Origin of the sequence: Lentisphaera araneosa HTCC2155 (assembly GCF_000170755.1) — a bacterium.
Classification (GTDB): domain Bacteria; phylum Verrucomicrobiota; class Lentisphaeria; order Lentisphaerales; family Lentisphaeraceae; genus Lentisphaera; species Lentisphaera araneosa.
In genome coordinates, this window is sequence record NZ_ABCK01000025.1 from 16,463 (window position 1) to 35,284 (window position 18,822).

The window sequence follows — 18,822 nt, forward strand, 5'->3', positions numbered from 1 at the left end:
TCCGAATTATTCTGTATAGTATTGAGCTTCAAAAACTTGATCAATAAGTTGATGTTTTGCGCAAAGCTCGATATAAAAATTGAAGTTAGAAATTTCTGCCTCACCACATTCGAAATGCAAATTGCGTAAATAGGTCATTGGCTTAATGATCTCTGGGTAAGTTTGACGACAGTTTTTGGCAAAAGTTTCTTCACAGGCAAATGACTCTGTGGGAGCATTTTGCAGTTTTTTGACTAAGAATGAAATTTCTTTGGGATAAATTTCTAGTGCGTCTTTACGAATGACACAGAGTGCAAAAACGATGTCGCGCTTAAAGAGTTCTCTCCAAGCGGCGCCCAAATCCCATGAGTATGTGAATGCAGAAAAGTCTTCCGTTAAAGCTTCGTCACCAATGGTTAATGCAGCGAGAGCTTCTTTTGGTACGCCTTGGTGGCAGTCATAGTCTATGAGGGCTTTGGACTTGATATTTTTTTCACCCAAAAGAATTTTGAGGATCGAAATTGACGTTGCAGATGCTGAGGTGGTGTAGATACTTTTGTTTTCCAGTTTCTTGATAGGGACTTTAGAAACTAGTTTGACGGAGTCAACGTATCCTTTTGATGATAAAGCTATTCCAGGAGCAAGAATGTATTGATCGCGATTTCTAAGGTATTCAAAAGCAGAGACAAGGCTCATGCCTAACTCGCCTTGCGCAAGGAGTTGGTTGAGTTCACCGGGACGAGCGAGCACAGTCTTCCATTTGCCTTTTTGTTTGTGATTGCGTATAAGTGGCCAAGAGAAAGGGTAAGCATTGAGGTAGTTAATAAGGCCGATCTTAAGCATGGTCGTCTTCTTTCCAGCGCTTATAGAGTTTATGATCGATCTTGAGTTGGTCGAGTGCCTTGCCGGCGACAAAATTCACCATGCCTTCAAAACTATTATCTCCGTGATAGAATCCAGGGATACAGGGGACAATCTGAACTCCGAGACGGGAGAGTTTTAGGGCATTCTCTAAGTGAATAGCGCTGAGGGGAGTTTCTCGTAGTCCAATAACTAGTGGGAAGCCTTCTTTGATGCAGACATCTGCGGCGCGTTCCAGAAGATTGGATGAAATACCATTGGCAATTGAGGCCAAGGACTTTGCCGAACAGGGCATGATCAGCATGCCGTCATGACGGAAGCTTCCCGAAGAAATTGCGGCACTTAAGTTTTTGATGTTTTCCACTTGGATGAGGGCTTGTTCTTCAGTGCTAAGGCTGTGGATAAAATCGTCAAGGGTCCCCTCATTCATTTCGTCGGTCCAGATCTGCTTAGCCGTTTGTGAGGCCACCACAAATATTTTGGCTCTTGTATTTACTAAAGCCTTGAGGCAAGCTTTGGCGAAATAGGATCCTGAGGCACCGCTAATTGCTAATATGTATCTTTTATGTGTCATCTTTTAAATGTTTTGAGTGCAGTATTTAAGTAGATCTCAAGCTCGTCAATGGGCATGGCAGAACTCATGCTCTCGAGTGCCTGTCGTGCTTGGTGTTCTAGGGAGTTGATTTCGACCTGCATTTTTTCATCGAGTTGAATCAGTGCGTAAATTTCTTTGACGAGGGGGTGATTCATTCCACAGCGCTGCTTACTTGTGATGAGTTCGAGTAATTGCTCATGAAGTTCCTTTGGAGCATGTTCCAGCATGAGAATCCATGGTAAAGTAACAAAGCCATTGCCGATATCGGCGCCGCGATCTTTGTTGTCTTCAGTACCTGCTTTGACAAAGTCGGCCCAATCATCTGCAATTTGGAAAATCAAACCAAAAGTATTGGCGTATTCACCAGCCAGTTGTACATCGTCGGGGTTTTTATCAGCTAAACGAGAAGCGGCTTTTGTACAGAAACTTAAAAGTGCGCCTGTTTTTTTTTGTAAAACATCGAGATATTGATCTTTAGTTACTGCGATATCGCATTTGTAGGTCTGTTGAAGCAGTTCCCCTTCGATCAAAGTTTTTATAGTTTGAGCTGATTCAGAAGTAACCCAAGAGGGGAGGCAAGAAGATAGAGTAAATATAGAGGTGAACATCAAATCGCCAAGAAGGAGTGCAATGGAGTTATCATGGATTGAGTTCATTGTCGGTAAATTGCGACGCAATCTGCAATCGTCAATAATGTCGTCGTGAACCAAGCTAGCACAATGAATGCTTTCGCAAACTGCAGCTAGTTTATTTGCACTAGTTTGTTGGCCTAAGATTGTGAAAACGAGTAAGGGCCGAAGTTGTTTGCCACGAGATTTTTTTAAAGTTATAGCTAAGTCACTGGTTTGGGGGGCACTCGATTTTAGAGTGTCTTGTATTAGCTCATTGCATTCTTCTAAGGAAGTTGCATATTTTCCTGTGATTTGACTTAAGCTTTTTAGTGTATCTGATTGCATAAAAATTCCGCAAAAATTAATATAACTTAAAAACTAGTCCGGATTAGCCGTTGCGCAAAGTTGAGCACTGGAAAAATCGAACTTATCTACTATTTTGGCGACTATGTTTAAAAAATGAAATATTTGAGGTAAGAAATGGCCAAAAGAAGTCTGAACTCGATCTGGCAGAATGTAGAGAAGTTTTATCAGTCCTATAAAAACGATAAAACGAGCTTAACAGAAGCAGAAGATAAGTTAAAAGAATTGCTCGCAAAAGATGATGTGCAGACAATTATTAATGACCTGGGTCGCGTTCTTTTATCAGAATTTGATACTTTTGCGTCATCAAAATTTCAGCTTACGATCGCAGGAGATGATCCGAAATTCGTTCGTCCTACCATGTATGACGCAAAAGAAAAGGTTTTATCAATTGACCCCTTCCGCGTTTTGGAATTTTTTGACCAGTGCAAACTTTACTCAGAAGACCCCTTGAGTCTCGGTGGTGGTGATTTTGACTCCTACAGAAAAAATGCTTTTATGGCTGAACTTTGTAAAATGCCGACTAAAGCGATGCTTTTCCTTAAGATTTTACAGCAAGCTGCGATTACAGATGGCTTGACTCACATCGGTCTTTCAGAAGTACCACAAGGTATTTTGGATGATGTGTCTTATTACCAAACACTACTTTGGGCGCTGGCTCAATTAGAGAAGAAAATGTATGCGATGAATGGTATCCACTTACGCACGGAATACACACTCGTGTGGCACGAAGCGGAATGGACTTCAGGAGCTTAATTAAGATTTTATAAAATCTTTATCAATATTTCTTCAAAAACTCTGGGAAAGCTTATTAGAATGAATAAGTTTATCCAGAGTTTTTTAGTTTATGTGAGTGTTGTTTTTTAGGTGGGTTAAATGAAGAAAAATAAAAGTCTTTCAGCAGTAATAGATTTAGGGTCTAGTGGAATTCGCTTACTCATTGCCGAGAAGCGTGCGACAAAATGGAAAGCACTAGAAACCTTGGAACGAAAAACGACTCTTGGTCGAGACGTTTTTATCACAGAAGAGATCTCTGAAGAATCTTTTCAGCAAGTTATAGAGATTTTGCGTTTATTTAGAGAATACATTGAGTCCTGGGGCATAGCAGCCTCGCGAACTCGTTGCATTGCGACTTCCGCAGTGCGAGAAGCGCATAATCGCGATATGTTTATTGAACGAGTTGAACTGCAAACGGGTTTTGCTTTCAAAGTTCTCGAAGCAATGGAAGCTAATTTACTCACTTACCGTTCAGTGGATCATGCCTTGCGAGGGCACTTACGTATTAAGCGTTCGAATGCGTTGATTGTGGAAACGTCTGGCGGTGGTACAAATGTACTGATGTTAAATAAAGGGCTCATGGTAGGGGCACATTCCCTTAACTTAGGTTCTATTCGTTTTGAAAAAGAATTAAAATCTGGCTTGGGAACAAGTGATTACTTACAAAAGCTTTTGGACCAAAAAACTTTAGTGGCGACTCGCCAGTTCGAAATGGAGTTTCCCCTAAAAAGAGTGAGGTACTTTGTAGCTCTAGGCAGTGATATTCGCCGAGTTGCAGGACAAATTGGTGAAAAAAACAAGGGCTATTACCTCATAGAAAAAGAAGCTTTTGTTCAGCTCTTAGAAAAAATTTCAGGTATGGAGAGTGTGGAAGTTGCCAGTGAATATGGAGTGCCATTTTCTGAATCAGGCGCTTTCTTTGCTACTTTACAGATTTACGGGGCCTTCTTTAAACAGTGTAGTGCGATGAATCTAATTGTTCCTAAAGTGAGTATTCGCGAAGGTGTGTTACAGTCCACTAAGCGAACGTCAACTCTAGCAAGTTTAGAAGATGAAATTGCGGGTGCTTGTTATTCCCTAGCAGCTAAATTTGGCGTCGATAAAAAGCATTCTGATAATGTGGCTTTTAATGCTTTGAAAATTTTTGATGCCTTGGCAAAAATTGGTAATTTTGATAAAGACCATAAAATTTATCTAAGATCAGCTGCCGTCTTAATGGATATTGGTTTATTCCTGCACCATCGACATAGTCAGCGCCATGGTTTGTACTTGATACGCAATTCAGAAATTTTTGGCTTAAATGAGCTCGACCGCATTATAGTTGGCTTGATTGTTCGTTATCATGGGAAAACGAGGCCCAAACATACTCATAGCGAGTTTTCTTCATTGAGGAGAGATGATCGCCTCACAGTCTTTAAACTTTCGGCAATTTTGCGAGTGGCGCGAGCGCTTGATATACGTTTAGTGCAAAGACTCAAAGTTGAGAGTGTTCAGCAAGATGCCAACCGTTTACAATTAAATATGAATATCGCGAACATTAGTCCCTTAGAAGTGGGCAGTTTACAAGATGCCTCAGAAATTTTTCAAGATGTCTTTGGCCTAAAAATCGAATTCGCAGAAAGGAGTTAGAGTATGTCTAATTATTTTAATCGGGAACTCTCTTGGATGGAGTTCAATTATCGAGTTTTAAATGAAGCTAAAACCGAGAGTGTACCTCTTCTAGAGCGCCTTTTGTTTTTAGGGATCACAAGTTCCAACTTCGATGAGTTTTTCATGGTGCGTGTGGCGACGACCATTCGCGCGATGAAGGAAAATTTAAAGCCCACAGTTGCTCAAGTATCTTACTTTGATGTTTTAAAGAGCATTAATGAAAAAGCTCATGAGATGTGCCAAGAGCAATACAAAATTTTAAACAAAGATATTTTGCCTGCTTTGAAAAAAGAAGGCGTGGAATTTGTAAAAGAATTTGATGAAGCCGAACTGCAGTACCTCAACCAAGTCTATGAGCGAGAAATCTTTTCTGTATTAACTCCCCTGCGCGTTGATGTCAATAAATCAATTCACAACTTTGTGAACTTACAGATGTACTTAGCTGTGACTTTAGATAAAAAATCGACCCCCGAAATTGAGCGTGAGTTTGCGGTCATCCCGATGCCCTCCAGCTTAAAACGTTTATGGGAGTTGCCGAGTAATCAGAGTGGGCAGCGTAAGTTTGTCTTTTTAGAAGACCTCGTACGTTTATTTGCAGAACGTTTATTCCCTGGATACCAAGTCGTTGAAAGCTCTTGTTTCCGTTTGACCAAGGATGCTGATTTAGCTGTAGACGAGGATGATGATACAAATCTTTTGTCCGCCATGGAAGAACTCATCGTACAACGTGGTCAAAGTTTTCCTGTTCGCTTAGAGGTGGAAACACAAAGTGAAGACATTCGAGAGCGCTTAAAGACACTTTTTCAGATTAACTCAGCTGGTGTTTACATAGTTGACGGACCGGTTAACCTCAAAGGCTTAATGGAGGTTTGTTTCCTTAGTGGCTATGACCACCTGCATTACGGCGCACAGAAACCTAAGTTCCCAAGGGACCTCAAGCGTGGAGAGAATATTTTTGAAGCTCTGAGTAAACGTGATTTGCTCATGCACCACCCTTATGAATCATTTGATCCTGTCTTGGACCTGATTAATCAGGCAGTTGATGATCCTGATGTTTTATCCATTAAAATGACTTTGTATAGAACCTCGGGGTCAAAATCACCTGTGGCAGATGCGCTTTTGCGAGCGGCGCGTAATGGTAAGCAAGTGACGGCGTTAGTAGAATTGAAAGCTCGTTTTGATGAGCAACAAAACATTCGTTGGGCGACGCAACTGGAGAAGGTGGGAGCAACGGTAATTTACGGTTTAGCTCAGCTTAAAGTGCACTGCAAATTCTTGATGATTACACGTCGTGAAGAAGCTGGTGTTTGTCGCTATGTGCACTTGGGGACAGGTAATTACAATGAGAAAACAGCGACGCTTTATACAGATATGGGATTGATGACGAGTCGCGATGAAATTACTTATGAAGCAGCCTTATTCTTTAACTCAATAACGGGTTACTCTGATTTGCCGCAAATGGATTACATCTACATGGCACCAACTACGATGAAGCCAAAATTCTTACAGCTGATCAATCGTGAAACGATGATTTCTGAGAATGGCGGCAAAGGTCGTATTCGGGCGCAGTTTAATTCGCTTTCAGATCCAGATATGATTGAAGCACTCTACAAAGCCTCTCAGGGGGGAGTGAAAATTGATTTAAATATCCGTGGTATTTGTATGTTAAAGCCAGGTATAGAAGGCCTAAGTGATAACATAACAGTCACATCTGTTATTGGTCGTTATCTAGAACATAGTCGCATCTATTGGTTCAGTAATGGTGGTAAAGAGGAGATGTATTTAGCTTCTGCAGATTGGATGACTCGTAACTTGAATCGCCGCGTGGAATTGATGTTCCCAGTATTTGAAAAGCATCATAAAGAGCGCGTGAAGCATATTTTAGACACGATGTTAAACGATAATCGCAAATCTCATGTTCTTCAGCCTGATGGTACTTATACTAAGCGTAATCGTGGTAAAAGTAGTGCGCAGGAAACTTTCTATAAAGAGGCTGTAGAAGCGAGTAAAGAAGATATTTCTGAAGGCTTAAAAGTTCGACGTAAGCCGGAGTGATTTAGTCATCAGACTTAATGAGGTCTTCAATATTGACCTTGGCTTCTTGGTAGTTGGAGAAGAGCTCAAAGAGTACAACGGCGCGTTCACCATCTTTGAGTCCTTTTTTGAAAATAGCTTCCACGCCTTTTAAGGGGCCATCGAGAACTTGAACTTTGTCTCCATCTTTGAGCTCATGCATATCATGCTTATAGACATTGTCTTCAAGGAAAGTTGAAAGTGTTTCTAAAATGACAGCTGGGATTTTTAAGGATTCACCATCTCGACCAAAGCCAATGATGCGGTTGACGCCGCGTAAATAGCGAGCTTTATCTAAGTTGCCTTCATTGGCTTGAATAAAAACATAGGAGGGGAATAAGGCAGCATGGACATAAGTGGCCTTGCCTCGACGTACTTTGCGAACCTCAATTTTTGGATTGAACGTTGGAAAGCCCGCATCTAATGCAGACTGAGCAGTAAGGTTTTCTTGTCTCGGTTTTGTGTAGAGACAGTACCAATCACCTTCGAACATATTTTGTATCCTTAAAACTTGAAAATTATGGGACACATTCTAGTGAGGAAAGAGTGATTTTCAAGTGGGAGAACTGAATAGAAAACTCAATAGGCGTAAAGCCTCTTTATATATTGGGAAAGTAGGCGCTAGAAAATTTATAGGCGAGCTTTTATTCAGCTTTCTTGACTGATTCTAGTTTACCATTTTTACCAAGAGGGACTGGTGCATCTTTGGCTTCTTTAAGCGATACATTTCTTAGACTGAGTTCTCCCTGGAATTCACCGAACATAAAAATAATGAACTCATCAAAATCTGAAACGGGGTTATCCAAAGCTGTAAAATACATCGAGGCCGTTTGCCATTCAGCAGTCGGACTTAATTTTTGCATCAAACCAAGGCTACTATACTTGTTGTTGTTTGTATTTTTTTTGCGCTTAAAAACATTATTGTGATTGCGGTAGTTGGCTTTTATTGTGCCTTCACCATCTCCCTTGAAGTCAAAAGTGAGCTTATAATGACGGCCTTTTTTAAGTTCCGCAGGGGTAAGAAAGGCGAGGTAGTGAGCTTCAGAAGTATGACTAATCTTTAAAGAGAATACACCTCTTTTATACTCAGGTTTAAGTTTATTGTATTCTTGTCCTTTGCGTAGATACCAGTACTTATCTTTTTTCTTGAACTCAGAATCTTCAAGGATTTCTCTTTGGGCAAAAGCTGTGCTCGTTAGAAAGGCGATGAATAATAAGGCTCGAAAAATCATATGCTAAACTCCGTGAATTGTTTAATACATATAATCGCAGCTGAAAGGATAAAGTTACAATAAAAATTAAATTTTCTTTATTCTTTAGTGATTTCTATCGAGCCATGGGCGGTTAGAGCCATGTCTTTTTTATCTTTGGCTTCTGTTACAGAGATTTCACCAAAAGTGAGTTTGCCTTGGTAGTTCCCGAGCCAAAAAAGTAGTGACTTCATGTAATTACTTTCTACGTTTTCCTTTGATCGGAAGTAACATGTTGCGGTTTGCCATTCTTTGGTAGGGTTAAACTTTTGGTGAAGTCCAAGGTTCGCCATGGGGCTACCTTCTATATATCTTTTACCTTTGAAGAAGTTGGGGAAGGCCATGTGTTTGATAAAGACTTCGCCTGAACCGTCGCCTTTGAATTTAAATTGAACTTTATAAACGCGATCGTCTTTAGTGTCAGCTTCAGTGATAAATGATAGGTAGGAGGCTTCTGACGTGTGGGAGATATCAAACTCCACAGATTTTCGCTTGTATTTGGCTTCAGTATTTTTGTATTCTGGAGTCATACTTAACCTCCAGTATTTTTCTTCTTTTTTGAAAGTGGGGTCTTCAAGGATTTCTTTAGCGCTGAGAGAAAGTCCCGTGAGGATGAGAAGAATAATAAGGTGTTTCATATAAGGCTCCAGTGTTGTTTTTAAGATTGAACCACAAATAATGATGCTTGTTACAGTTATAAATATTTTTCATCAAATTAAGATAGATCTTCGTTAGTTTGATTTTTTTATTTTTAATACAATATTTTAAATATAAAAAATATTTTTAAATATATAATAAATACAATTAATAATAGGTCCGTCATGTCTAAGGTTTTTATAAAGCTACTCTTAAATTATATTTTTGTATGTCTGTCTACTTACGCTTTTGATGCACAAGGGAATGCCATCCAGAAACCTAATATAATTTTGGTGATGGCGGATGATCAAGGATGGGGAGATACAGGGTATAATGGTCACCCCTTTTTAAAAACACCCGAATTAGATGCGATGGCTCAAGAGAGTCTGATCTTAGATCGTTTTTATGCTGGCGCACCAGTTTGCTCTCCGACTCGAGCGAGTGTGATGACAGGAAGAACTCCCATTCGCACAAAAGTGACGAACCATGGTCGCTATATGCGTTATCATGAAGATACCATTGCGGAAGTTCTAAGGAAGCATTCGTATGTCACAGGGATTTTCGGTAAAGTTCATATGGGTTCGGGGCAAATTAATTCACCTTGTAACCCCAGTGCAATGGGTTTTGATGAATGGATTATAGGCTTGAATTTTTTTGATCGAAACCCCTATCTCAGTCACCAAGGAATTGTTAAGCGTCGCCAAGGACAGGGCTCTGTTATTATTACAGACGATGCGATTTCATTTCTGCAGAAACATAAAAAGGGTGAAAAACCAATTTTTATGGTCTTGTGGTACCCTTCGCCTCATTCACCCCATAAAGAATTTCCCGATAAGACAAATTTATACCAAGGAAAGAAATTTGCTGGCTACTATCGAGAGATTGCTCTTTTGGATCAACAATTAGGGCGCTTGCGCCGAGAATTAAAAGATATGAATTTAGCTGAAAATACGATTCTTTGGTACTGTAGCGATAATGGTGGCTTAGTAAAAGAGAGCTCAGGCGGCCGGATGAAAAAGGGTAGTATTTATGAGGGAGGCTTACGTGTGCCTGCTCTAATCGAGTGGCCTCAACAAAAATTGAAAGGACGAAGCTCAGTTGCCGCTTCGACTAATGATATGTACCCGACGCTTCTATCAATGGCGGGAATCAAGCATCAACCACTCCATAAGTTAGACGGGGAAGATGTCAGCGATATAATAATGGGACGCAAAAGTAGACGTGAAAAATCTATTGGTTTTTGGCATGGACTTCAACAAGGCCAAAGTACTTGGAATGATAAAACCCTAAAAGCTATCATGGAAAAACAGCAAGCCCAAGCTCCCTTGCCTCATGATTCTTCCCGTCTTAAAAAAGATGTGGATGAATTCCCGCAGTTTCCCGAAGGTACGAAGATCGGGCATGCGGCCTGGAACGATTGGCCCTGGAAATTACATCGTATCAACGGGGATAAATATGAACTCTACAATTTGGAGATTGATCCCATGGAAACTAGGGACTTGGCTAAGGACCCTAGTCAAGAAAGTCGTTTGAAAAAAATGACTCAAGAACTGAATGAATGGATGCGTTCAGTTATCCATAGTTTGAATGGGAAGGATTATCAATAAGTTCCTACTTTATTAATTCGAGCTTAATGGGGTAGGCCCCTTTCGCATTCCATTGAACCACAAAAATGTTGCCATTGCTATCAACGCAAAGATCGTGAACGTGGAGGAAGGTCTTGGTTGTTTGGTACATGGGCTGAATTTTGCCATCGACGTATTTGGGCTCGCTTCCTCCTGGGCAAGAAATGACTTTGTTATTTTTGTCGAGGATGGCGACAAAACCCGATTGCTTGAGCTTTTTACCCGTGCCATTTTCTTTAGACCAGCAGACACCAACATAGAGTTTATTGCCGTGGACGACTGCCTGGCCGCCATAAGCACCGGGAAGGTCAATGGTTTCTAAGTGCTTGCCATCCAGTGTGAATACTTTCAGTTGATTCGCACTGCGCGAACTCACAAGAAGTTTTGGATTTTTCGGATCTCGCGTATCAATTGAGATACCGTGGGAACTGTTGAGACGTGCATTGGGGTTGGGATCCTGTGCACCACCAAATTTGCGAATGAATTGACCGTGCTGATTGTACTGAAGAACCCACTGTGATCCATAGCCATCAGCGACATAAATGTCGCCATTGGGAGCTACGGCAGCATCACATGGCATATACTTTTGACCCGGTTCGTATGCCCCCACAGTTTGAGGGTGGCCAAGAGCAAATACGAGTTGGCCATTAGCTTTTGTAATCGCCACGCGGCCGGTTTCGCGGTATTGACGGCCTTTACGTACTGCCCAGCCACTATCCACAACGACAAAGTGTTCTTCGCCGTTTTTTTCAAAGAGGGCTATGCCGTGAGCACCTGGGTATTCCTTCATCCATGCATCGAGGAGCTTGCCGTCGGGACTGTACTTGAGGAAGTTGTGCTTATTATCGTCTAGGAGAGCGACAAAGTTTCCGTCCTTTAGCTCAAGCATGGCATGACAGTTTTTGATGGGGTACTTAGCCTTATCGAGCTTGCCCCAGTCTTTGTGAACTTTGTATTGGAGTGAACCATGACCGAGGACTTCTCCTGTTTGGACTTGTTGACTCGCAGGAAGGCTCTCGTGTTTGTGCCCATCGTTCGGACCGTGAGCGAGGATAGTTAACGCTGACAATGATAGGGCAGTAGTAATTAATTTTTTCATAGTATTCTTTAAGCTAGGATTTTTTTGATGACGTGGCCGTGGACGTCGGTGAGACGGAAGTTGCGTCCTTGGAAACGGTAAGTGAGACGTTCATGATTAATGCCAAGCAGGTGCTGGATGGTGGCATGGAAATCGTGAATATGCATCTTGTCCTTGGAAGCAATATTGTAAGCGAAATCATCAGTTTCACCGAAGCTTGTGCCGCCTTTAATGCCACCACCAGCAAACCACATGGGGTAACAGGCGGGGTGGTGATCGCGACCGTAATTTGTTGCACTCATCTTACCTTGTGAGTAAGCGGTACGACCAAATTCTCCGCCCCAGATGACAACAGTATCTTCTAGGAGACCGCGTTGTTTAAGGTCCATAATCAGACCAGCGGAAGCTTGGTCGGTTTCACCGCATTGACGCTTCATGCCTCCAGGGCATCCGCCGTGAGCATCCCAGCCTTGGTGATAGAGTTGGATAAACTTGACACCACGCTCAGCAAGGCGACGAGCCATGAGGCAGTTATTGGCAAAGCTACCGGGCTTTTTAACGTCTTCACCATAGAGAGCGAGTGTCTCTGGGTTTTCTTTTGAAAAGTCGGTGGCTTCGGGGACTGAACTCTGCATGCGATAAGCCATTTCGTATTGCGCAAGTCGCGAATCAATTTGTGGATCGGCGAGTTCGGCACTCTTGAGGCCTTCCATTTTGAGGATGGTGTCTAGCACTTTGCGACGCGAGTTGCGGTTAATTCCTGGAGGATTATTAAGGAAAAGAACGGGATCGTTCTCTGGGCGGAACATCACACCTTGGTACTCAGAGGGAAGAAAGCCGTTGCCCCAAAGACGAGCGAAGAGTGGTTGGCCACCTTTGCCCTTGGTGCGCATGACGACGAAAGGAGGGAGGTCAGGGTTATCCGAGCCGAGGCCATAGTTGAGCCAAGCGCCGATAGAGGGACGACCAGCAATCTGCGAGCCCGTTTGCATGAAGGTGTTGGCGGGGCCGTGATTAATGGCCTCTGTGTACATCGTTTTTACGAGGGCAATATCGTCGACAATTTTGGCGGTATGAGGAAGAAGTTCACTAACTTCCATTCCGCACTGCCCATGTTTGGCGAATTTATAGGGACTCGCAGCTACAGGTAGTGAAGATTGATTGCCAGACATACCAGTAAGACGAGTTTCACCAATGATCGACTTTGGCAGGTCTTGTCCATGCATTTGTTTCATCACTGGTTTGTTTTCAAAGCTTTCGTACTGAGAAGGGCCACCTGCCATGTAGAGGTAAATGACGCGTTTAGCTTTTGCGGCATGGTGCGGTTGACCCATGACGCCTTTATTAGGATCAAAGCCCGTAGGGTTAGCATTTGCTGCGCTAAGCTTAAGTCCTTGTGATGCACCAAGTGCAGCACCAAATTTTAAAAAGTTTCTTCTATCCATTTTATATCTCCTTAGCGCACCATGTAGAATGAGTCGAGGTTAACAATAGTGTTGGCGAGTACAGCCCAACTAGCGAGTTCATTTTTATCAAATTTTGTGATGTCAATTTTACTTTTTCCGACCTTTAAATATTGATCTGCGGCAGTTTTGTTTTCTTTAAAGTATTGACGTTGATCATTGAGTAATGATTTTAAGAGTTCGAGTTGTTTTGGACTGAGCTCTTTACTAATCAATTGAATGTAGAGTTTGTTGAGGCGGGCATTATCGTCTCCCTCTTTTGTAAGGGTATTTACGGCAGCGGATTTTGCACTCTCGGAAACCAATGGGCTGTTCATGAGTACGAGTGGTTGTAGAGGAGTTGATGTTTTTTCACGTTTGACTGAACAAATTTGACGACGAGGAGTACCAAAAATGAGCATTTCTGGGTTGGGGTCGTTACGCTTCCAATAAGTGTAAACACTGCGGCGGTATTTATTGCGCCAAAGGTTCTTGGCTTGGACACTTTGACCACCGAATTGATCGACAATGAGGTCGGCAGTGAACAGGGTGTTATCGCGAAGCATTTCAGAAGTCATGTGATTGACTGGGCCACGAGCGAGCAACTTGTTTTCAGGGTCACTTGCTAGGAGATTAGCAGGAGCTTTAGAGCTTTGGCGGAACGTGTGAGACATGACCATTTGCTTGAGTAAAGCTTTTAGATCCCATCCACTATCGACGAATGAACGTGAGAGGTAATCCAAGAGTTCCGGATGTGTGGGGAACTCTCCTTGTGAACCAAAATCATTTGTAGTAGCGACGAGGCCGCGACCAAAAACCATCTGCCAGTAACGGTTCACGGTGACACGAGATGTAAGTGGATGCTTGGGGTGAGTGAGCCATTTGGCAAAGCCAAGACGGTCGCGGCTGTATTCCTTTCCAAAGGGGAAGATTTTTTCAGGCGGTCCTGGCTCGACGGGGCGCTCGAGATCTGGAGTGCTGTAGAGACCACGTTTGAGGATATATGTTGTGCGAGGCTCAGGCATTTCTTCCATAACCATCATGTGGAAACGGCTTTGGTAGTAAACATTATAATCTTTGCGAGCTTTGCTAAGATCGGCAAAGGCCTGCTGATATTTTTCTGATTGGTTGAGGAGGAAGTACTCGAAAAGTTCAGCATCACTAGCTTTTGCGTTCGTCGCAAAATTATGGCGCATTTCAAGAGAACTAAGCTGACGGTCGAAGAGTTTGAAATCGTCGACTTGTGACTTGGCGAAGCCCGTATCGCGAAAGCGTGCTCCGATGTAGAGTTTCTCACCTCGGTCGCTTTTCTTTTTGTCTTTTTTAGGATCAGGTTTGTGATCAGGGTTCTTATACCAAATCTCTTTAGTGAGATTATCTTTGATGATGTCACAGGCGAGCTCTTCGCCATCGAGAAAGATTTTAATACCATTGGCTTTTGATGAGCCATTGTAGCTGACGCTGACTTGATGCCATTGTTTAATGGGGAGTTCTTTTTTAGATCTTACGCGAATCTCATTTCCAGGATTGAAGTGGACGAGTGCAAAGTTGAGTTTGCCATCTTCGATCATCAGTTCATAGCCACGACTACCAGCATCGTACCAACCGCGATTGCGACCAAGGAGGTTGGAACGATCGAATTTCTTGTCTGCATTGACCCATAGGCTAAAAGAAAAGGGCTTGTGACGTTCGATATTGCCGAGACCTTTAAAGTCCAAGGCACTATCACCATCTAGAATGTAGCCTTTGCCAAATTTCCCTTCGACAGGTTTTGAGTAATTGGCGTTATAAGTTCCGTGGTTTTTACCATTTTCACTCATGATTTTATTGCCTTCGATTTTGTCGAAGGTGAAATGAGCTAGAAGGCCTTTGGGCTCAATGCTTTTGTTCCAAGTACTTTTCCACTGATCAAAATCAGATTTTAGTGAAGTGTGTAGAGAATCAAAGGCTTTTTGCTTTTGTGCAAGAACTTTAGCTTTTTGAGCTAAGGTTCTCCTTTCATCATCATTAATGATTGGCATGCTGGGGCTTGGTACTGCCTGAGTGAAGAAGGAATAAAGCCCTGATTCATCAATATTATTAAAGAGGGCAAAAGTTTTGAAGTAATCTTCTTGAGAAATGGGGTCGTATTTGTGGTCGTGGCAACGACTGCATTCCATGGTCATGCCGAGGAATGCGGTCGCCGCAGTTTGTGCACGATCCGCAACGTATTCAGTACGGAATTCTTCTGGAACCGATCCGCCTTCATTTTTCTGCATGTGCATGCGGTTAAACGCTGTGGCGAGTTTCATTTCATTATTGGCATTGGGGATCATATCTCCCGCTAATTGGTGGTGAATGAACTGATCGTAGGGAAGGTTTTTGTCGAAGGCGCGGAGTATCCAATCGCGATAGGGCCAAACGTGACGTCCACGGTCAGTTTGATAGCCATAGGAGTCGGCATAACGTGCCACATCCATCCATTCTACCGCGAGGTGCTCCGCGCAAGCTTTGGATTTGAGGAGTTTATCAACGGTATTTTCGTAGGCTTTGCCGCTCTTGTCGTTTTTGAATTCGGCAATTTGTTCAGGAGTGGGGACAAGGCCTGTAAGCGTTAGGTAGATGCGTCGAAGAAGAATGTCTTCATTGGCGTCTTGGGCTGGCTGAAGTTTATTTTTTTGAAGCTTTTGCTGAACGAAGTAGTCGATATTATTTTTTGCTTTTTCAGAGCTTTTTGCGGGGATCGCAACTTTACCGGGAAGGGGCTGGAATGACCAGAGTTCTTCGTATTCGGCGCCTTCTTTAATCCACTGGCGTAAGACTTCAATTTCTTTTTTAGTCACTGGCATGTGACGTTTTTTTGGAGGCATAATATCATCCTCATCATCGGTAGTCACAAGCTTAAAGAGTAAGCTGTTTTCGGGGTCTCCAGGGATAATGACGGGATCGAGAGTTTTTACTTTCCCGCTACGTGATTTATAAGTGCGTTCTTTGGTGACCTTATCGAAAGTGTGGAGTTGAACATGGCCTTTTATATCTTCGGCATCGGGACCGTGGCAGTAGTAGCATTTTTCTGAAAGGATGGGGCGTACTTGCTCGTTGAAGCTAATCTTGTCTTCAGCGGCAAGAGAGAAAATCAAGAAGGAGGAGAGTAAGATTTTTTTCATGAAGTTTCCGGGTTTTAGTTAATGTCTTGCCCTTCTACTCCCATCTCCAAATAAATTGCCCGCACTTTTTTGAAAAAACTTAAGGTTTTCCTTGTGCGTAGATATTTTTAATCTCGCCAGAACTTAATGCCGACGAGAAAATGAGGAATTCATCCATGCGACCATTTAGACTACGAATGTCTTTGCTGTTATCTCTATGGTGATTCCAATTGCCAATTTCACTATTGCCTAGAACGATAGTTTGAGTTTGGTCTATAGCCTCAGAATGAATAGCTCCCCCATTGAGGTAATGAGTTATTTTAGCGTTTTCATGATCATATACTACGGCGATATGAATCCACTGGCCCATATCATCAAGCTGAATGACTTGTGGTGAAAATACATTGTAAGCGACCTGATCAAAGCTGGAATTTCTCTGATCAGAGAATTTAGAACCAAGGATCATTTCACCAATGTCGCTCAGTTGCCAGTGTAATGAACCTTTTTTAAAGCCATCGGTGAGAAGAAGTGAACTTAACCAGCGGTCAAAACTATCGATCCTCACCCAGCAAGCCATGGTCATGTTGGTGTACTCACCAGGGATGTTGAGACGAATACGGGCGTTGATTGATTTGAAATCTAAGGCTGATTTTCCCTGCCAGCGGCCTTCTGACCATTGAGCTCCAATGATAGCGCCTTCCATTTTGCCAAAGGGGGCCTGGTTTTGAAGGGTGCGTTGCCATTCTTCCTCTTGTTGAAAGTCGTAAAGGAGTAAGAGGTCATCTCTGCTTTTGAGTTCGTCGAGGTAACTCAACCATTCTTGTTGACGGTTTTGATGATTATAGTTGTCGACTTGACCTATTTGACGGTAGGAAATGAAATCTTCTCGCGATTCGATATATTTTACTGATTCAGAGGAATTATTCCAAGCAATAGAATCTGACTTAAGAAGGGTTTTGAGTTTTTTCTTGTCGTGGTGAATTTCCACTTCACCATCGAGGACGTGAACTTCCGGAGAGGGTTTATTCATATCGATGGCAAACTCTGTTCCTAAATCATGAACCTGCATTTTTCCTGTGTCGACAATAAAGCCTTGAGCCGTTTCGGGAACCTTGACATGCATTTTACCTGAGAGGGCTGCGACTTCCATGGCACTGATGAGTTCAATTTCAGCCGGGCCTTCCAATACCATGGTGGCGCCAGAGAAAAATTCGATTTGCAACAAACCCGATTCGAGTTTGAGTTGTCCAGGATTGAGAGTTTTAGAATTCTCATCAACGAATTCAGTGTTGACGGCGCGGGTGATTTGCGCAATGGCATTGCGATTAAAGTCTGGAATCTGAGTTTCGGCCTGTGGTTTTTCTACGAGTGCCTCTGCCATTTCGGGTTGAGTTTTAGTCGGCTGAAAAAGGAGCGCTAAATTGATCACGAGTAAGGCCGCTGCAGCATAGAGCCAGGCGCTAGTTTTTTTCTGAATTTTTTCTTTTGGGAAAGCAATGATGTCGTTCTCTGCATCAGCTATTTCTTTGAGTCCAGCATCGATGTTCATGTATTCGATGAGTTTTTTGCGCGCTTCTGCGGACGATCCAAGAATGCTTTCGAGTTCTTGGGAGTCTTGATCAGAAATGTTGCCATCACAGTAGGCGGCAATGAGCTTTTCGAGTTTATCCATGAGCTAAATCTCCATTCTCTTTAACACATTTCATGAGTTTGATACGTAAACGGTCGAGAACTTTGTAGAGCGACCCTGGCGTTTTACCCTCATTTTCTGCGAGTTCTTTGATAGTTAAATCACGTGAATAAGATTGGATGAGGAGGGTTTGTTGTTTTTGCTCGAGCTTGGCAAAGCAAGTTTTAAGTGTTTGACGTTGTTCAGCTAGTAGTTCCTCAATTTCTAGGCATTCTTCAGCGAGGATTTCTAGAGTTTCGTTAGAAAAGACGTGGCGATCGCGGCTTTTGCCGCGGCGGTATTTGAGGACTTCAAAGCGGGCCACCATACTGGCCCAGGCCGAAAAACTGGTACCTTGTTCGAATTGGTCAAATTTCTTCCAAAGAATGATGCTTGTTTCTTGCATCACTTCATCTACATCATGCCAAGTCGGCAGTAATTGACGCAGAAAAGCACGTAAAGCTGGGAGCGCTTTGCCATATTCTGCAATAAAGAGTCCGTAGTTGTCTTTGTCGTTCATAAAAGTTTTCCAAAAGTTCTTCTCATTAAGTATACTCCCACTCAGAGTGAAATTGCCCTGCATAATATGTAAATACCCTAGGGTTTTGATTTTAGAGCCTGATTATTAGTTTTTTAAGTATTGAATTGTAAACATATTATGTAAAATCTAGGCGCTTAAGACGGTTTTATGTTACAAAATAAACTAATCTTCGGATTAGTTTGTGGTTTGCTCTTGATTTTTATTAATATTACTTACAAAGTTATTTAGATAATTCATTAGATAAGGTAAAATTTTATGCCTCTTGATCCAGGAACTGCCACTTACACGATTGTAGATACAAATGATGTCTTATTCAACTCTGATATAGATGGGCAAGCCGATGGTTTGTCAGGCATTACAATAAATATTGAAAGTCCCGCAATTGGACATACGGGGAGCATTAACGGAACTAACGGTTTAGATAGTTTTATAGTAGATGCCAACAACGTTAATATATCGTCAGCATCATTTTATAATAATTTGGATGGTTCTTTCTCATTTTTTGTGGATAGATGCTCCAAGGAGTATTGTTAAGCTTATCAAAATA

16 protein-coding genes are annotated in these 18,822 nt (G+C 42.3%); 5 read left to right on the forward strand and 11 right to left on the reverse strand.

Annotation, left to right across the window (positions count from 1 at the left end):
* Window positions 1–6 precede the first annotated feature (6 nt).
* Genes LNTAR_RS19545 through LNTAR_RS19555 form a run of 3 tightly spaced genes read right to left on the reverse strand, consistent with a single transcriptional unit; the run spans window position 7 to window position 2,391 of the window.
* Window positions 7–822, reverse strand: a complete 816-nt coding sequence (locus LNTAR_RS19545; RefSeq protein ID WP_007280488.1) for a menaquinone biosynthesis protein — start codon at window positions 820–822, stop codon at window positions 7–9.
* Window positions 815–1,414 carry a UbiX family flavin prenyltransferase gene (locus LNTAR_RS19550; protein ID WP_007280489.1) on the reverse strand — a complete coding sequence of 200 codons (600 nt, stop codon included), beginning with the start codon at window positions 1,412–1,414 and terminating at the stop codon, window positions 815–817. Before LNTAR_RS19550 ends, LNTAR_RS19545 begins: the two co-directional genes overlap by 8 nt.
* Entirely contained in the window at window positions 1,411–2,391 is a 981-nt protein-coding gene (locus LNTAR_RS19555; RefSeq protein ID WP_007280490.1) for a polyprenyl synthetase family protein, read from the reverse strand. The genes LNTAR_RS19550 and LNTAR_RS19555 overlap by 4 nt, the downstream gene beginning before the upstream one ends.
* Before the next feature lie 135 nt (window positions 2,392–2,526).
* On the opposite strand from LNTAR_RS19555, the gene LNTAR_RS19560 reads away from it, so the two are divergent.
* From LNTAR_RS19560 to ppk1, 3 genes are all read left to right on the forward strand, one after another.
* Complete coding sequence (locus LNTAR_RS19560) at window positions 2,527–3,165, forward strand: hypothetical protein (RefSeq protein ID WP_007280491.1); 639 nt, start codon at window positions 2,527–2,529, stop codon at window positions 3,163–3,165.
* A 120-nt stretch (window positions 3,166–3,285) separates the two neighbouring features.
* Window positions 3,286–4,815 (forward strand): Ppx/GppA phosphatase family protein, encoded by a 1,530-nt coding sequence (locus LNTAR_RS19565; protein WP_007280492.1) that lies wholly within the window; start codon window positions 3,286–3,288, stop codon window positions 4,813–4,815.
* A gap of 3 nt (window positions 4,816–4,818) precedes the next feature.
* Window positions 4,819–6,891, forward strand: coding sequence for a polyphosphate kinase 1 (ppk1, locus tag LNTAR_RS19570; RefSeq protein ID WP_007280493.1), 2,073 nt, complete (start codon window positions 4,819–4,821; stop codon window positions 6,889–6,891).
* 1 nt (window position 6,892) lies between these two features.
* On the opposite strand, the gene LNTAR_RS19575 is transcribed toward ppk1, so the two are convergent.
* From LNTAR_RS19575 to LNTAR_RS19585, 3 genes are all read right to left on the reverse strand, one after another.
* Window positions 6,893–7,402 carry a transcriptional activator RfaH gene (locus tag LNTAR_RS19575; protein ID WP_007280494.1) on the reverse strand — a complete coding sequence of 170 codons (510 nt, stop codon included), beginning with the start codon at window positions 7,400–7,402 and terminating at the stop codon, window positions 6,893–6,895.
* Between the two features lie 151 nt (window positions 7,403–7,553).
* Window positions 7,554–8,141: a hypothetical protein gene (locus LNTAR_RS19580; RefSeq protein WP_007280495.1), complete on the reverse strand. Its 588-nt coding sequence runs from the start codon at window positions 8,139–8,141 to the stop codon at window positions 7,554–7,556.
* Window positions 8,142–8,218: 77 nt separating this feature from the next.
* A complete protein-coding gene (locus LNTAR_RS19585; protein ID WP_007280496.1) occupies window positions 8,219–8,797 on the reverse strand; it encodes a hypothetical protein in 579 nt (192 codons plus the stop codon).
* Window positions 8,798–8,980: 183 nt separating this feature from the next.
* Between LNTAR_RS19585 and LNTAR_RS19590 the strand changes: the two genes are divergently transcribed.
* The gene (locus LNTAR_RS19590) at window positions 8,981–10,402 is read left to right on the forward strand and encodes a sulfatase-like hydrolase/transferase (protein WP_040915372.1); all 1,422 of its coding nucleotides are present in this window, start codon (window positions 8,981–8,983) and stop codon (window positions 10,400–10,402) included.
* Between the two features lie 4 nt (window positions 10,403–10,406).
* On the opposite strand, the gene LNTAR_RS19595 is transcribed toward LNTAR_RS19590, so the two are convergent.
* From LNTAR_RS19595 to LNTAR_RS19615, 5 genes are all read right to left on the reverse strand, one after another.
* Entirely contained in the window at window positions 10,407–11,519 is a 1,113-nt protein-coding gene (locus LNTAR_RS19595) for an NHL repeat-containing protein (protein WP_007280498.1), read from the reverse strand.
* 8 nt (window positions 11,520–11,527) lie between these two features.
* The gene (locus tag LNTAR_RS19600; protein WP_007280499.1) at window positions 11,528–12,943 is read right to left on the reverse strand and encodes a DUF1501 domain-containing protein; all 1,416 of its coding nucleotides are present in this window, start codon (window positions 12,941–12,943) and stop codon (window positions 11,528–11,530) included.
* Between the two features lie 11 nt (window positions 12,944–12,954).
* On the reverse strand, window positions 12,955–16,086 hold the full coding sequence (locus LNTAR_RS19605; RefSeq protein ID WP_007280500.1) for a DUF1553 domain-containing protein: 3,132 nt from the start codon (window positions 16,084–16,086) through the stop codon (window positions 12,955–12,957).
* Window positions 16,087–16,165: 79 nt separating this feature from the next.
* Window positions 16,166–17,737 (reverse strand): LamG-like jellyroll fold domain-containing protein, encoded by a 1,572-nt coding sequence (locus LNTAR_RS19610; RefSeq protein WP_007280501.1) that lies wholly within the window; start codon window positions 17,735–17,737, stop codon window positions 16,166–16,168.
* Entirely contained in the window at window positions 17,730–18,254 is a 525-nt protein-coding gene (locus tag LNTAR_RS19615; protein ID WP_157473736.1) for a sigma-70 family RNA polymerase sigma factor, read from the reverse strand. The genes LNTAR_RS19610 and LNTAR_RS19615 overlap by 8 nt, the downstream gene beginning before the upstream one ends.
* 276 nt (window positions 18,255–18,530) lie before the next feature.
* Here LNTAR_RS19615 and LNTAR_RS19620 point away from each other — a divergent pair, with 276 nt between their 5' ends.
* The gene (locus LNTAR_RS19620) at window positions 18,531–18,809 is read left to right on the forward strand and encodes a hypothetical protein (RefSeq protein ID WP_007280503.1); all 279 of its coding nucleotides are present in this window, start codon (window positions 18,531–18,533) and stop codon (window positions 18,807–18,809) included.
* Window positions 18,810–18,822 lie beyond the last annotated feature (13 nt).

Bases quoted from the DNA above. Each gene is read 5' to 3' on its own strand.
- LNTAR_RS19545 (WP_007280488.1), bottom strand. From the start codon at position 822: ATGCTTAAGATCGGCCTTATTAACTACCTCAATGCTTACCCTTTCTCT.
- LNTAR_RS19550 (WP_007280489.1), bottom strand. From the start codon at position 1,414: ATGACACATAAAAGATACATATTAGCAATTAGCGGTGCCTCAGGATCC.
- LNTAR_RS19555 (WP_007280490.1), bottom strand. From the start codon at position 2,391: ATGCAATCAGATACACTAAAAAGCTTAAGTCAAATCACAGGAAAATAT.
- LNTAR_RS19560 (WP_007280491.1), top strand. From the start codon at position 2,527: ATGGCCAAAAGAAGTCTGAACTCGATCTGGCAGAATGTAGAGAAGTTT.
- LNTAR_RS19565 (WP_007280492.1), top strand. From the start codon at position 3,286: ATGAAGAAAAATAAAAGTCTTTCAGCAGTAATAGATTTAGGGTCTAGT.
- ppk1 (WP_007280493.1), top strand. From the start codon at position 4,819: ATGTCTAATTATTTTAATCGGGAACTCTCTTGGATGGAGTTCAATTAT.
- LNTAR_RS19575 (WP_007280494.1), bottom strand. From the start codon at position 7,402: ATGTTCGAAGGTGATTGGTACTGTCTCTACACAAAACCGAGACAAGAA.
- LNTAR_RS19580 (WP_007280495.1), bottom strand. From the start codon at position 8,141: ATGATTTTTCGAGCCTTATTATTCATCGCCTTTCTAACGAGCACAGCT.
- LNTAR_RS19585 (WP_007280496.1), bottom strand. From the start codon at position 8,797: ATGAAACACCTTATTATTCTTCTCATCCTCACGGGACTTTCTCTCAGC.
- LNTAR_RS19590 (WP_040915372.1), top strand. From the start codon at position 8,981: ATGTCTAAGGTTTTTATAAAGCTACTCTTAAATTATATTTTTGTATGT.
- LNTAR_RS19595 (WP_007280498.1), bottom strand. From the start codon at position 11,519: ATGAAAAAATTAATTACTACTGCCCTATCATTGTCAGCGTTAACTATC.
- LNTAR_RS19600 (WP_007280499.1), bottom strand. From the start codon at position 12,943: ATGGATAGAAGAAACTTTTTAAAATTTGGTGCTGCACTTGGTGCATCA.
- LNTAR_RS19605 (WP_007280500.1), bottom strand. From the start codon at position 16,086: ATGAAAAAAATCTTACTCTCCTCCTTCTTGATTTTCTCTCTTGCCGCT.
- LNTAR_RS19610 (WP_007280501.1), bottom strand. From the start codon at position 17,737: ATGGATAAACTCGAAAAGCTCATTGCCGCCTACTGTGATGGCAACATT.
- LNTAR_RS19615 (WP_157473736.1), bottom strand. From the start codon at position 18,254: ATGAACGACAAAGACAACTACGGACTCTTTATTGCAGAATATGGCAAA.
- LNTAR_RS19620 (WP_007280503.1), top strand. From the start codon at position 18,531: ATGCCTCTTGATCCAGGAACTGCCACTTACACGATTGTAGATACAAAT.